Genomic DNA, 14,713 nt, shown 5'->3' with positions numbered 1-14,713 from the left:
CCGGGCTCACGACATGCGACCCGGGCAACGCGCAGGCGGCGATGCGTAGACTATGGTCGGATCCAAACCCCGCGCCTGACCCCTGCGCCGTGATCCCAGAGGCCGATCGCCTCCATCCGACGAACTGTGAGGAACAACACCACGTGTCTGACACACCCGGTGCGACTACCCCCGCCGGCACCGACGGCGCAGAGACGGAACGCCCGCTCACCATCCTGATCGGCGCCGACACGTTCGCCCCCGACGTCAACGGCGCCGCCCGCTTCGCCGAGCGCCTCGCCGCCGGCCTCGTCGAGCGCGGCCACGACGTGCACGTCATGGCACCCGCCGCGAGCCGCAAGCACGGCACGTGGAAGGAGGTGCACGAGGGCCAGGAGGTCACCGCGCACCGCCTGCGCAGCTGGCGCTGGTACCCGCACGACTGGCTGCGCTTCGCCCTGCCGTGGCGCATCAAGCAGAACAGCGCGCGGGTCATCGACGCGGTCAAGCCCGACGTCGTGCACTTCCAGTCGCACATCGTGGTGGGCCGCGGCCTCTCGGTCGAGGCGCAGAAGCGCGGCATCCGCATCATCGGCACCAACCACTTCATGCCCGAGAACATGCTCGAGTTCACGCTGCTGCCGAAGTCGGTGCAGGAGTTCGCCGTCGGGCTCGCGTGGAAGGCCGCCGGCCGCACGTTCGGCCGCGCAGAGGCCGTGACCACGCCGACCCGCAAGGCGGCGCAGTTCCTCGAGAAGCACACCGGTCTCGAGAACGTGCACGCCATCTCCTGCGGCATCGACGCGCACAAGTACTCGCCCAGCTGGGAGCCGCGCACCGAGAACCGCATCCTCTTCGTGGGCCGCGTCACCGGCGAGAAGCACATCGACGTGCTCCTGCGGGCGCTCACCCTCCTGCCCGCCGACCTCGACGCCAAGGTCGAGATCGTCGGCGGCGGCGACCAGATGCGCAACCTGCAGCACCTCGCCTCCGAGCTCGGCATCGCCGACCGGGTGACGTTCACCGGCTACGTGACCGACGACGAGCTGCGCGAGGCCTACCACCGGGCATCCGTGCTCGCGATGCCGTCGATCGCCGAGCTCCAGTCGATCGTGACCATGGAGGCCATGGCCTCGGCGCTGCCGGTCGTGGCCGCGAACGCGATGGCCCTGCCGCACCTCGTGCACGACGGCGAGAACGGCTACCTCTTCGAGCCGGGCAGCCACGAGGACCTCGCGGCGAAGCTCCGGACAGTGCTCGAGGCCTCGCCCGACGAGTACCGCGCGCTCAAGGAGGAGTCGATCCGCCTCATCGCGGCGCACGACATACAGCGCACTCTGTCGACATTCGAGAGCCTGTATCGTGGGAAGCCGGTGACCGACCCGGTCACCGATGTCGCGCCGGTCGCCCTCCCCGAGTGACGCGCCGCGAGGGGCGGTAGCTCAGCCGGTCAGAGCAGTGGACTCATAATCCATCGGTCACGGGTTCAAGTCCCGTCCGCCCTACAAATACCTGATGAGCATCGGGTTCTTGCCCTCGGGCAGCTTCGTCCCGTTTCGTATGACGGTGTGGTTCGAATGAGGACTGCTGAAGCTCGGGCGTTCAGGGTCAGGTTCGGGCGCGCGGGAGTGGTCTCGATGCAGGCAGCCCGACAACGAGCCGGCACGGCACAAAGGACCGCGGTCGCTTCCGCCTACCGGGGTGTCGACCGGGATCGCTCCGATGCCTAGGGCTTCTTTCCTGTGCCACCCTTTACGACGATGGACGCCGCGTTGGAGTTGTTCGAGGTGTCTGGATCGAACGTCGTACTCGCGACCGACGCATTGTTGAGGATGGTGCCGACGCTCCCGCTCGCCTGAGCTTCGATGACGAACTGGACGGTGGCGCCAGCCGGCAGGCGGTCTGCCGTGCAGGTCACCCGATGCGTGGTCTTCGAGTACGTGCACTGTGGAGACACGAACTGCACGACGAGCTTCTTCGCCGTCAGCGGCAAGACGTCGGTCACGACGATGCTCCGTGCGTCGGACGGTCCACCGGTGCCGCAGTTGGGTGTCGGCGTGGACTGGGCGTCGGACTCGCAGCCCGTGTCGTTGTGCACGATGAGCGTGTACACGATCACCGGCGACGGGTTGCCAGACCGCTGCACCGCGGTCTTGTCGATCCAGACGTCCGCTGCCGTGTCGACGTCGGTCGACGCGGTCGCGGTGTTGTCGGCCGGATCGGGATCTGGCGTCGGCGAGGTCACGGTCGCGGTGTTCTGGAGCACCGCGGTGGGCGGCAGCGCCGGGTCCACCCGGACCGTGAGGTAGACGGTGATCGTCGCGCCCGGGTTCATCGTGCCGAGGTCGCAGACGACCGAGCCGGGCTGCACGAGCGCGCAGACCGTGGCACCGTTGCCGTCGACGCCGGCCACGAACGTCGTGCCGGCCGGCAGCGTGTCAGTCACCTTTACCGCGGTCGCGGTCGACGGTCCACCATTTGTCACCGTGATCGTGTAGGTCAGGTCCTTTCCGGCGAGGACCGGGTCCGGGGTGTCGGTCTTGGTGATCGACAGGTCGGCGGATGCCGTGACCTCCGTCGTGACCGTGTCGAGGTTGTCGGACAGGTCGTTGTCGAAGGTGTCGCTCGAGACGCGGGCGTCGTTGTGGAGCGGCCCGGTGAACCCAGGCAGGACGTGCGCCTGGATCGTCATCGTGCGCGATGCCGCGGGTGCGAGGTTGCCGAACGAGCAGACGGTCGGTCGTGTCGAATCGCCGGGTACGCCGGCGTTGCAGGACGCACCGCCGGATCCGCTCACGCCGAGGATGCTCACCCCGGCGGACAGCAGGTCGGTGATGATGACACCGCGCGCCGTCGACGGCCCATCGTTGACGATCGAGATCGTGTACGAGATGTCGGTGCCGGCGATCGCGGTCGGTGGACCGGTCTTGTCGATCGACAGGTCGGCTACGGCCATGACGCTGATCGATTCCTGCGCTTGGTTGTTGGACGTGACCGGGTCCGGTGTGGGCGAGGTCACTGTGACGACGTCGTTGATGTCGACGGCCTCGTTCGCCGAGACCTCGACGGTGATCGTGGCACGTCCGATCGATGACGCCGATGCCGCTTCGAGGTCGCCGAGCTGGCAGGTGATCACTCCGCTCACTGGGCCACCGCACGTGCCTTGGCTCGGTGTAACGGTTCCGATCGTGAACGCGCCGTCGCTGAGGTTCGCGTCGGTGACGACGATGTCCCTGGCTGACGACGGACCGAGGTTGTCGATGAAGATGGTGCAGGTCCCGGTCTGGCCGGCGGGGAGCTGGCCATCGGGCTTGCAGACCTTCGTGACCTTCAGGTCGGCGCGTTCCTGAACGAACGTGCGCTGGGTGAAGGTGTTGTTCGACAATGTGCTGTCGACGCTCGCGCCGGAGATGGAGACGACATTCTCGATCAGGAGGGTGCCATCGTCCTCGTTCACCACGGTGTCGGAGTGGACTCGGGTCTTGATCACGAACGACCGGCTCTCGCCGACCGGGATGTCGCCGACGGGGCAGGTGAGGCGGTGCTCGAGCGCCGCGTAGGTGCATCCGCCGTCGTCGGAGAGGTAGGTCACCTGGTCGGGCAGGTCGTCGACGACGACTGCCCCGGCGGAACCGTCGGGTCCGTCGTTGGTGACCGTGACGGTGTAGAAGAGCTCTTCGCCGGCGATGACCGGGTCGGGTGCGTCCGTCTTGGTGACGCGGAGATCCGCGATCGGGATGGCGTCTTCGATGTCCTCGACGAGCCAGCTGCCCCGGCCCATCGTCCCGACCGTCAAGACGTCATCGGCCTGGTCGACGTGGAGGTCGAACGCGATCGTGTTCGGCAGGTTCGCGCCGAGTTCTGCCCAGACCCCAAGGTTCTGGGTTTGCGTGACGAACACGCCGGTGTCGGTTCCGGCGAGGAGCGCGAGCGCGTTGGTATTCGGTACGGGCAGGATCTCGAGGGACCGGACGTTGGCGCCCGGCACGAGGGCGGCGAGGTTGCCGGTGATGTTCGCGAAGGTGCCGCCGGCGTCCACGGTGTGGAACACGCTTGCACCTGACGAGACGTATGCGTCCGCCCAGTTCTCCGGGTTCAGCACGATGTCACTGGCCGTGCCGCCGGTCCAGCCGGGAAGCTGGGCCGGTGCGCCGGCGCCGGCGCTGCGGAGGAAGAGTTGACCGGAGTTGTCGGCGAACCAGAGCACGCCGGCGTTGTCGGCGCCGCCTGAACGTCCGCCGTAGGCGATCGCGGCGGTGGTGCCGGTGCCGCCGTTCTGGATGATGGTCAGGTTGTTCAGGGCGTCCGTCGACTCGTACACGCGGGTGTTGGAGGACACGACGATCCGGGTCGGGTCGATCGTGTTCATCGCGAGCGGCGTAGTCAGCGGCAGAGTGGACTGGCCGGCCGCGTTCCGTTCGAAGTTCTGAAGCGTCTGGCCTTGGCCGACGACGTTGAACCCCGGTGCCGAGTTCACGCAGGCGTTCGCAGCTGTGCAGGTGCGTCGCAGGAACGATGAGGTGCTCAGGTTGTTCGAGCTGCTGAACCGGATCGAGGACGCACCGGTGTCGTTCACGGCAATATAGCCGCCGTCGCCCTGGCTGAGTTCGACCCAACTCGCAGAGCCGGATGCGGATTGCTCGGCCGCGCCGGTGTCCTGGTCGCCGCAGATGATCAGGTCGCCCACGCTGTCGTAGTCGCAGGAGACGTGCTCGGAGACCTGCAGGTTCCCGTTCAGTGACTGCCAGCGGCCGTTCGTGGTCGACGGGTCGGTCTGCCGGTAGATGCCGCCGTCGTCGCCCTCGAGGATGTCGCCGTTCGCGTCGAAGACCATCTTGCGCGAGTCGGCATGAGGTGCGCTGTTGTTCGCAGTGCCGTTGTGCGTGAGCGGTGTGCACTGGCTGTTCGCGGCCAGGCCCGCGTCGCACCGGAAGAGTCGGCCGGTGAAGTTGTTCGCTCCGATCGAATTCGGGAACGTGCCGGTGTTGGGGCCGCCGTTGAGCGGTTGCCGGTCGCCGCCGAGGTACACCACGTCCGAGTCGCCCGGGTCGGCGACCATCGAGAAGTGGATGCCGCCCTGGCTGCCCGGCTTCTCCCGCGGCTGGAGCCCGACGACCACGCCGCCTTCGTTCGTCACCGGGGTGTCGAGCTGTGTCCAGTTCGCGCCCTGGTTGGCGGAGCGCCAGAGCCCTGCGAGTTGGTTGTTGTTGACCACGCCGGCGTAGACGATGTTGTTTCCGGCGGTGTTGTGGACGGCGAGCTTGAGGTTATTCGTGATCGCGTTGTTGATCCCGGTGACCTGGTTGGTGATGTTCGTCCAGGTGGCGCCGGTGTCGGCGCTGCGGAAGATCCCCTGCTGCGAGCCGACGTAGAGGACTGCGTTGTTCGAGGGGTCGCTGACCAGGTCGAAGACACCGACGTTCGGCAGGCCGCTCGTCCCGTTCCCGGAAAGCCTGGTGAAGGTCGTACCGCCGTTGGTGCTTCGGAAGATGCCGCCCTGACCTGCGCCGATGACGTTGGTCGCGCTGTTGGACGCGACGATGATCGTGGCGCCGCGCGGCGCCACGCCGATGATGCTCTCACCGGTGAGCTGGGCACCGCCCAGCGGCGTCCACGTCGTGCCACCGTCGGCCGTTCGCAGTAAGCCGTTGAGGGGTCCCGAGATGCGGTTGTACGAGCTCACGGCACCAATGCCGGCGACCAGCACGGTGTTCGTGGCGACCGTCGGGTCGAGCGCCAGCGCGCCGATCGAGAGGCTCGACTGCTGGTCGGTCAGGGGCGTCCACGTGGGTGAGGCCGCGGTGGCGTTCGTCGTACGCCACACCCCGCCGTTCACGCTCCCGACCCAGGCAACGGCCGGATCGGCCGGATGGGCGACGATCGCCTGCACCGCGCCGGCGACTTCGTTGTTCGGCGTGACGCTCTCGGTTTGGCCGCCCGTGATCGGGCCTGGGCCCTGGGCGACGTAGTCGGCGTCGATGGTCGCAGCAGTTGCGGGCGCGACGACCAGCCCTCCGAGGACGAGTGCCAAGGAAGCGACCACTGAAGCAAACCGACCCCATGGCCTACGTGGAGTGAGCAGTTTGCGTGTCGGAACCGCGCTCCGCCTTGAAGGCGAATCCGGAGTTTCGGGCGCGACGAATCGTCCGGTCATGACTTCCCCCTCGGCGCACCCGCGGCGCATGGAAACCAGCCTTCGACGGGCACGCTCGACACAGCAGATGCTGGCCCTACTGTCAGCGACTGTCCAGAATCTGAGGGACGCTCAGATACCCCCAGTTCGGGTTACCAAGCCTGCGGCTCGCCCTTCGTCTCGACGTCGAGCTGGACCAAGTCGGTCTCTCGTCCTCCGAGGACCTGGTGCTCGAGCACACCTTCGAGGGTGTAGGTCGAATCCGCAGACCACCCAGGGCAGGCTCGCCCGGTGGCGGCGCTCTCTTCGCATGAGAGCCGTGATCCGCCTTCTGCCAGAGCAAGCGCCCGCGACTCATCAGCGGCGATGAACGTGCGCTGCTCTGAGTCGGTGAGGTAGCCGAGGAGGACGCACGGAGCGTCAGTGGCTCCTGGGGGCGGACACACCGAATGGAAGAAGACGTTGCCCGTCACACGAATGCGTGATCCGACGAGCGCGGTCGGGTCGGCCGTCAACTCCACGAATGAGACATCCTGAGTGGCAGTAGTCGAGTCACCGTTCTCCACGCGATCTCCGTTCTCCCTCGGCGTCGACATATGGTCGTCCGAGTGCGAAGCCGGCCCCGCGGCGACACAACCCATTAGCGCGGCGACCCCGAGCGCCGCGACCAGCAGCATGATTCCCTTGCGGCTGTTTCGCGATCGCTGAGGCTCATCCTCGCCACAAAGGTTCGGCGGTCCGATGGCCTCGGGACGCGAACGCCGCAGGTGGACGTCCATGTCGTCAATCGTGCGCCTCGACGGCGGACCCGGCAAGTAGCGGCCGCCCACGGGGAACAATGACGTAGAGGTTCGGGCTACGTAGGGGAACGGCATTCCGATCGGGACTTGATCGCTGCGAGCGCCGTGAGCCGAGTCCGGAACTCAAGCCGCCCACTCGGGAGCGACCGTCCGCCCCAAGCGACCGTCCGCCCTACGAGTTGGCAGCGCGATACTTGTCCTGGACGCCGGCGGGGATCCGACCGCGGACAGGCACGCCCACTCCGTTCGCAGCCGCCCAGGCCCGGATGTCGCGCGGACTGGGACCTGGTGATGACGAGCGCCGCGCGGACCGTGCGCTTGTCTTCCGACCCGCCTCGACGTACGGCTTCAGTGCCTTGTGAAATGCCTTCGAGTTGGAGCTCGAGAGGTCGATCTCGTAGTTGGTTCCGTTGATCGAGAACGAAATCGTCTCGACAGCTTCCGCTCCATCGATATCGTCAACAAGAGAAACGACGGTCTTCTTTGCCAATATCGTTCAACTTTCTGATGGCCGATCGCTAATCGGAGATCGGGCCTCGCAAGGGGATAAGCTCCACGATAGCCCTCTCGTCGACAGCATTGAAGCGGGTCGCGTTTGCAGGCAATTTAGAAACTGGGCCCTAACAGGATATTCGACGCTCCATTAGTTCGAGCGAAAGCGGATGTCGTGACGATCGGTGGCGCTGTCTGCAAATCGTGAGTTACGCCGTGGACTGCTGGTGACGCGTGAGAGTAGTCTTCGTGCATGCCGGTGCGCAGCGGGGGCGGCGCGACGCCTGACGGCGCGGCTGAAGCAGCCACCTCCGATGATCGAACAGGTTTTTGGAACCGGGCACAGAACCACCCGGTCATCTCCGCATTGAGCGTGCTCGGCGTCATCCTTGGTTTCCTGCTCGTTCTTCTGGACCTTCCCGGCAAGCTCCGCGATCTTGGATCGGTGTGGTTCGCTGCACCACCAACGCCGTCCGAAAGCGAGAACCCCTTGATGACGGGGCTCGCGAGGGTCGAGATCGGGATGACTCGAGATGCCGTTGCGGCGAATATCGGACAGCCTTTGGAAACGGCGAATCAGGCGTGCGGCGACGTCTTGTTCTGTGATGCCGCCTCGTGGCCCGAGCTCAGCATGTCGCTATACGACCTCGGACACGTCGAGGTGCGAGCCCTCTACGACGACAGCGACCTCGTGTTCATGGCTGAGACGATCGTCGACGACACAGAGTTCCCGCCGGTTGCCTATCTCGGCTGGAATCTCGGAACACTCGGCGACATGACATACCGCCAAGCAGTATCCGCACTACCAGACGTCGAACCCACCGCATTTGTTGCACACTCGGGACCCCAATCCGCGGGATACGGTGAGATGTTCGAAGCGGGTCCGGTATCGCAATATCGCGGACTCTACCTTGCCAACGCGCCGACCGGATACGGAACCGATCTCGACCTTGATTCGTTGTCCGAACTCGCCGTAGATCCGGGCGACGCTGACGCTCTCGACAAATTCCGATCCGATTCTCAGCCGAACACGGCCGGTGAGTTCGATGCCGAATCCACGACGCTGACGGACCTCATCGCCGACAATCTTGTCGCCATCACTCACTTCGGCGCTGACCTCTGAGCGGGAGGAAAGGGTGGCACCGGATCATATGCAGCACGACGCATCAATCGATGCTGTGCACATCTACCGTGTGTTGGAGCGAACCGCCCGTCCGATGAGTACGCTCGCGCCCGCGGTCCATACCGTGCTGGGTCACCCGACCGTGGCATGCTCGCCACCGCGGCGCGGTGCGATCGCTGGTGTCCGGAGTTCACCGGTTCAATGATGACGTCCGGGCTTCATGACTCGTTCGCCTAGCATCTCGAGGAGTTCTGCGCTGCAGTGAGGAGCATCCCCGCTGCCTGAGCCTGCACGACGGCCGTCAGGCGGTCGTGGGTGTCGAGCTTGCGGTAAATGTGGTCGAGGTGCCGGTGCACCGTGCGCGGAGAGATCGACAGGCGCGCGGCAATCGTGGACGCGAGCAGGCCAGTAGAGAGGAGTTGGAGGACTTCGAATTCTCGAGTGGTGAGTCCGGCGTCTGTCGCGCGCTGAAGCGGGCTATCCGTCTCGTCCGCCCCCGGTGCGACATCCGCGAGCCAGTCGGCGTGCGCGGTGAGGACGATGGCCGGCCGGCGGAGGTCTTCGAGCAGTTGGATCTCGTCACGCGTGAAGTCCCGCTGCCTGGCTACTCCGATCATCCGGAGGGTATGCGGTCCGGTATCGAGCCGGATGCCGCCCGTCTCTGTGCAGCCCAGTCCTCGCTTTAGAAGTGAATACGCCTCACTGTTGCGCCACGCCGTGCGATCGGTGACCAACGCTGAGACGACGGCCACGTCGGTGTGGCCGGCGAGCCAGTGACCCATCACGGGATGGGAGCGAGGCACGGTGACCGACGCCGTCAGCATCAGCTCGATGTCCATGACGTCGGGCCAGGTCTCCAACGCGCGCGCACCCGATCGCGTGTCGATGTGACCATAGGACGACGAGTCGGCGTGCACGGCGCCCAGGAGGCGGTTGGCGATCGTGACCGCGGGCGAGCGGGCGTGCTCGAGTTCCTCGATCGCCTCGGCCACGGTGTCGGCGACGAAGCGAACCCGAAACGTGGTGGCATCCATGGCACCCCTCCCGAGCCATCAGAAACCGTGGTCACAGCGTACGGCGCTCGGAGCCGGCGCGTGTGGGCAGTTCTGCGCATAGCGGCCTCGAGCCGCGCCGCCTAGCGTGCAGAACCGTGGGGGAGGTGAACGTGGACTGGCGATCACAGGACGGATGCGTCGACCAACCCGAGCCGTCCGACGACCTGACAATCGCCGACGCCGACGCGATGGATGCGGTCTTGTCCCTCCTGCCCGATGCGAGACTCGCCGCGGTCGCGGTGGCGAGGATCGCGAGTCGGTCCGGGACCTATCCGATCCGAACCGCTGCGGACTTCGCCGCTGCAGTCGGCGGCAGCTCGCTCGTCGCCTACCTGTCATCGGGCGACCTCCCGATCGAGGGTCCGATCGATCTCGCCGGCGCGATCCTCGCCACACGTCGACGGTGTCGGCAGCACCAGCACCTCAGGGAATCGCTCGAGGAGTTCGAACGAGACCTCCATGACAGGACGTGAGCGTTCCGTTCACCGCGGCGGAACACCGGCCACCGGGCAGCGAGGCCTCGAAATCGCGGAAATTGCAGATCGGCAGGACAATCATGGTCACCGAGGACCTGTTCCGGTTCGTCGCCATTCGAGACCCCGAGCGAGCGACGCGCCGTTCGCTCCTGCGCGCGATGACGTACGACCCGGCGGAGAACACCGACTTCCACGTCAGCCTGCGGGCAGCGGGTGGCGATCCCGACAACCTGCGGGCGCTGGCGGATCGATTCATGAGCGAAAGCGACCGCTGGATCGGTTCCCTGGACCAGGCGACGCAAGTCGTGCAGGCCGTCGACGCCATCCTCCTCGAGATGGAGGACGACCCCGATCGAGACGGCAAGGCGGTCGGCAAGGCCGCTCGCAGTGAGCTGTTGCGGCTGGCCGACGGCACGGATCCGAGGGCCCAGCTGGCGGACCTGCTGCTCGCGGCCCCGGTGCATCTCGAGTGGGCCAAGGCAGCCGACAGCTTCCTCGCCGTCACATACGCCTCGACGGCGAGTCCCCAGCAGGTCGTCGACCTCAAGCGCCTCCTCGTCATCTGGGCGCTGCTGGAACGTCTCTCCGGCGGGTCCACCCCTTCCGGCCAGGAGTTGGACGCGCTCCTCCGGGAGGCGGTGGTCGTGCTGCCCGGCGATCTCGAGGTCCAGCCGGCCTCGCCGCAGCCGACCGTCCGTCCGACAACGATCACGGAGGAGCCGAGCCTCTCCGAGGCGTTGAAGAGATACCGGTGGCTCACGTCGGCCGGCGAGGAGATCAAGACCGCGCTCCGCTCGGTCGACCCGACCGCGACCGCCGTCGAGCCCCTGGCGGATGCCGGCGCGCCTCCTGACCTCGCACTGCGGATGGACGCACTGCCGGGGTTGAGCGATGCGACCCGAGAGGCCTTGGCGGAGTTCGGGGATGACTCCATCCCGAACGCGCTCAGTCGCCTCGACCGCGCCGCCGATCGGGCCCTGACCGATCACGCCGCGAGTGCTGCCGTTGCCGACCGTGAGATCTTCCGCCGCAGGGCGATCGCGGCCGAGAACCTCCGGCTGCGCCCGTGGCTGAAGGCAGCCGTCCCCGGCGCCGCCTCGGCGACCGCAGCCGCCGCCGGCGTGGATGTCAGTCCAGGACGCCTCCTCTCACCGCCGGTCCTGGGCGACCTGAAGGTGGTGCGCCAGACCCTCGCCGGGTACGAACTCGGCGAGATCGCACACGTGGAGAACGTCCTCGCCGGCGAGACCAAGATCCGACGACACCAGGTGGTGGATGTCACCGAGTCCGAGATGATCGAGACCGAACGGCGCGAGGAGGAGCAGCAGCGCGACCAGCAGACGACCACACGGTCGGAGCTGGGCACGGAGACCCAGTCCGTGATCGATCGGGACGAGAGCTTCAACGCGGGCGGCACCATCAGCGCGAGCTACGGCCCGTACGTGAGCGCCACCGCGACGGTGGGCGTCGCCCAGTCGAAGTCGGAGAGCGAGACGACGAGGGTCAGCACCCGGTTCGCCCAGGACGTGACGGAACGAGCCACTGATCGGCTGTGCACGAGCACCGAGCAGGTTCGTCGATCGCTCACGCGCAACACGATCACCGAGGAGAACGAGCACCGTCTCCAGGGGTCGAGCCAGAACACCGTCGGGGTCTATCGCTGGGTTAACAAGCGCTACTGCGCGCAGGTCTACAACTATGGGCTGAGGGTCCTGCTCGATGTTGGGGTCCCCGACCCGTCCGTCGGGTATCGATTCGCGGCCGAGCTCGGAACTGACCTCCAGGTCGACGCTGACCCACCACCTCGGCTCGTGATCCCGGGAACCGACATCGCGCTCGCGCCGCAGCGCATCGCCGCGTCGAACTGGCAGACGCTCGCCGCGACGTTCCGCGTCGCCGAATTCCCGCCGCCGCCCGAGTTCTTCGTCACCGTGCCGTTCGCCTGGTCGCAGGAATCGCCCCAACAGGCGCCTGCCGCGAGCGGTGGCGCAAGCGCGCCGTCGGGCGTCAGTCCGCGCCTGTTCAAGTCCGCGCGGGAGTTGACACTGCCCGAGGGTTACCTCCCGTTGCGGTTCGAAGCCTGCGTCCTGGTCGACGGCCCGTCCGGGCTCTACGGAGACCGGATCTCCGATGCGGAGCGCATGGTCCTGCGGGCGAACACCGGTACCGCCATTCCGGCTGCGCCACGGGAGAAGCAGGACAGACTCCGACAGCTGATCGAGATGTGGCTGGCGTGGGATCCATCGGCCATGCCTCGGCCTCCGATCGACCTCGACGACATCGGGCTGCTGACGACCTACATCGTTCCGACGTTCGGCGCCACCGCCTCACCGCCACTGGCGGGACTGCTCGCGTTCATGGCCTCAGCCGTCGGAGGATTCCGGCCTGGGCTCGAACTGGCCGTAGGTCCGAACCTGACGTGGGCGCCGCCCGGCGCGCACAAAGTGAGCGGGGTCTTCAACTGGGGCCAGAGCGGCACGACACCACCCGAGATCACGACGACGACCTCGGACAGCGCGATGCTCCCGATCGCCATCAGCACGAGCGGGGGACAGGGCTTCTCCCTCACGCTCGAAGTCCTGGCGCACCTCACGACCGCGGAAGCACGTTGGCAGCAGGAGGCGTACAACGCGATCCTCGCCGCCCACTCCGCGTGGGAGACCGACTGGCGCAGTGCAGTGGCCCAGGCGCAGATCGCACGCGGGATCTCCATCAGCGGGCGCAACCCGCTGGAGAACGCCGAGACCATCCGCAATGAGCTGAAGCGATCCGTCATCACCCTGCTCGGCGCGCCGGAGGCATCCGTTCTCGATGTGGTCACCACCGGCGATCCGGTTCCGACCGGGGATCCGCCGGAACCCACCGCCCCATCCATGGACCTGGAGCGCGCGGGGGAGGCCGCACGGCTGGTGGCGTTCTACGAGCAGGCGTTCGAGTGGCAGAACATGACCTACTCCCTCTACCCGTACTTCTGGACCGGCCGGGAGGACTGGCCCGAGGCGTTGGCGCGCCAGGACGCCGACCCCCTGTTCGCGCAGTTCCTCCGTTCGGGTTCAGCGAGGGTGGTCCTACCCGTGCGACCCGGTTTCGAACGCGTCGTCCAATCTCGCCTCAGCCTGCGACTGCCGAGTGCCGCCATCAGTGCTGCGAGCCCGCTCCCGGCGGTCGGTCCCTACCTCGATATCGCCGAGGAGATCAGAGAGTCGCAGAACAGCCAGCAGGGTGGCAAGCCGAGCGGGAGCCCCTGGAGCGTGGTCGTTCCCACGACCCTCGTCGCCCTGGACGGTACGCCCATGCCCACCTACGCGACCGCGTGTGATCCGGCCCGCGAGGATCTCGACGACGTGGGTCTCGCCGGGGACGACCACGATCACCGCGTCCGGCCCGGCTACGACGTAACTCGAGCCTGATGCCAGAGCCGACGAACGCCGATCTCCGTCCCCGGCCGGCGACGGCAGAGCCTGTCGACTTCACCCCGCCGGCATGGTGGCAGCTCACCGGGAACGACATCGAGGATGCCGGCTTCCTGATCGATCGGTGGCTCGATCGAGAGCTCGAACTGGGTCAATTGCCGCTCGACGCGATCACGCTCGCAGCCGAGCAAGTGCAGGACGTCCGGATCGCCGTGCTCGAGAAGGCCACCGAGACGACCTGGCCCGAGTTGATCGCGTCCGCGTTCCTCGGCTTCATGACCAACTCGCCGTACGGCGGGATGATCATCCAGGCGATCACCGCGAGAGCGCTTCACGCCCTTGCCAACACCTCCGCGCTCCAGAAGGCCAGCCGGACATTCGCCAAGGACTCCAAGATCGAGTTCTTCGCCTACGCGGGGAAGGTCTACGAGTACCAGCCGGCCGCCGGCAGCATCAAGCCGGTGTCGACACAGAAGATCGCAAGCCTGCTCGAATCGCTCGAGGAGGACTTGGTCACCGGGACGGATCGTCCGATCGACAAGGCGATCGCAAGTTCCTCGTTCCAGGGAGTGAGCGAAGGGCTTTCGCAGAGCGGGGTCACGCTCGCCCAAGGCGCTCCAGGCCCACGACCTTCGCCCCTTCCGGCGGGTGACAGCCCGGGCGTCACCCTTCTCGACCAGTGCATGGCGCACACCGCCGCGCTCCGGCACGCGAGCAGGTCGACCGCAGCTGCATTGACCGCGATGGTCCGTGCCCGCAAGGTGAGTGTCGCGGAGGTTGCCGCACAGGCATCTATTCCGAAGGTGCCGGAGGATCTGGGTGCGTACCGTCGCACCGCTCGATTGCTGGTCGAGGCGCTGATCTGGGTGAAACTCGCGCCGGTCACGTTCACGGGGATCAGCATCTCACCCAGCCGATTCCGTGTGGATGCGTCCCCGAAACTCGTGGCGTACTGGACCGAACGATTCGGACCGTTGGTGGCGGAATCGCGCAGCGAACATCCGAGGGAGCAGGGAACCACCTACGCCAGGCAATGGGCCGAACGGAATGCGCGCCTCGATCAGTACACCAAGGCGGCGGATGCCTCGTGGGGGCCATCGTCCTGGGCGGATCGAGCGGCAGCAGCCGGTGCGCAGTCGGACGTGAAGGACACCGTGCTGTCCTGGATGGAGCACCTCGGAACCCGGTTCGACCAGGAACTCAAGAAGGTCGTGCGGTTGCGACCGCCGCCGAAATGAACCG

At 66.7% G+C, this 14,713-nt stretch carries 9 protein-coding genes and 1 tRNA gene; 6 read left to right on the top strand and 4 right to left on the bottom strand.

Annotated features, from left to right (window positions below; translation table 11 throughout):
* The first annotated feature begins 143 nt into the window (after positions 1–143).
* Both ACWGO8_RS18370 and ACWGO8_RS18365 read left to right on the top strand, forming a co-directional pair.
* Complete coding sequence (locus ACWGO8_RS18370; protein ID WP_452044390.1) at positions 144–1,400, top strand: glycosyltransferase; 1,257 nt, start codon at positions 144–146, stop codon at positions 1,398–1,400.
* Positions 1,401–1,410: 10 nt separating this feature from the next.
* Positions 1,411–1,484: transfer RNA gene (locus ACWGO8_RS18365), tRNA-Ile, on the top strand.
* A gap of 221 nt (positions 1,485–1,705) precedes the next feature.
* Here the strand turns inward: ACWGO8_RS18365 and ACWGO8_RS18360 are convergent.
* From ACWGO8_RS18360 to ACWGO8_RS18350, 3 genes are all read right to left on the bottom strand, one after another.
* On the bottom strand, positions 1,706–6,010 hold the full coding sequence (locus tag ACWGO8_RS18360) for a hypothetical protein (protein ID WP_452044389.1): 4,305 nt from the start codon (positions 6,008–6,010) through the stop codon (positions 1,706–1,708).
* Positions 6,011–6,264: 254 nt separating this feature from the next.
* Complete coding sequence (locus ACWGO8_RS18355) at positions 6,265–6,891, bottom strand: hypothetical protein (protein WP_452044388.1); 627 nt, start codon at positions 6,889–6,891, stop codon at positions 6,265–6,267.
* 193 nt (positions 6,892–7,084) lie between these two features.
* On the bottom strand, positions 7,085–7,402 hold the full coding sequence (locus ACWGO8_RS18350) for a histone-like nucleoid-structuring protein Lsr2 (protein WP_452044387.1): 318 nt from the start codon (positions 7,400–7,402) through the stop codon (positions 7,085–7,087).
* Positions 7,403–7,657: 255 nt separating this feature from the next.
* On the opposite strand from ACWGO8_RS18350, the gene ACWGO8_RS18345 reads away from it, so the two are divergent.
* Complete coding sequence (locus ACWGO8_RS18345) at positions 7,658–8,527, top strand: hypothetical protein (protein WP_452044386.1); 870 nt, start codon at positions 7,658–7,660, stop codon at positions 8,525–8,527.
* 233 nt (positions 8,528–8,760) lie between these two features.
* Here ACWGO8_RS18345 and ACWGO8_RS18340 read toward each other — a convergent pair whose 3' ends face one another.
* Positions 8,761–9,561, bottom strand: coding sequence for a helix-turn-helix transcriptional regulator (locus ACWGO8_RS18340; RefSeq protein ID WP_452044385.1), 801 nt, complete (start codon positions 9,559–9,561; stop codon positions 8,761–8,763).
* Between the two features lie 116 nt (positions 9,562–9,677).
* On the opposite strand from ACWGO8_RS18340, the gene ACWGO8_RS18335 reads away from it, so the two are divergent.
* The 3 genes from ACWGO8_RS18335 to ACWGO8_RS18325 are packed head-to-tail and all read left to right on the top strand — an operon-like array spanning position 9,678 to position 14,709.
* Complete coding sequence (locus tag ACWGO8_RS18335; RefSeq protein ID WP_452044384.1) at positions 9,678–10,055, top strand: hypothetical protein; 378 nt, start codon at positions 9,678–9,680, stop codon at positions 10,053–10,055.
* Entirely contained in the window at positions 10,052–13,468 is a 3,417-nt protein-coding gene (locus ACWGO8_RS18330; protein WP_452044383.1) for a hypothetical protein, read from the top strand. The genes ACWGO8_RS18335 and ACWGO8_RS18330 overlap by 4 nt, the downstream gene beginning before the upstream one ends.
* The gene (locus ACWGO8_RS18325; RefSeq protein WP_452044382.1) at positions 13,468–14,709 is read left to right on the top strand and encodes a hypothetical protein; all 1,242 of its coding nucleotides are present in this window, start codon (positions 13,468–13,470) and stop codon (positions 14,707–14,709) included. Before ACWGO8_RS18330 ends, ACWGO8_RS18325 begins: the two co-directional genes overlap by 1 nt.
* Positions 14,710–14,713 lie beyond the last annotated feature (4 nt).

This window comes from Agromyces sp. NPDC055661 (assembly GCF_053618135.1).
The sequence above is the reverse complement of the archived record's forward strand: the minus strand, read 5'-3'. Positions and strand labels throughout refer to the sequence as shown.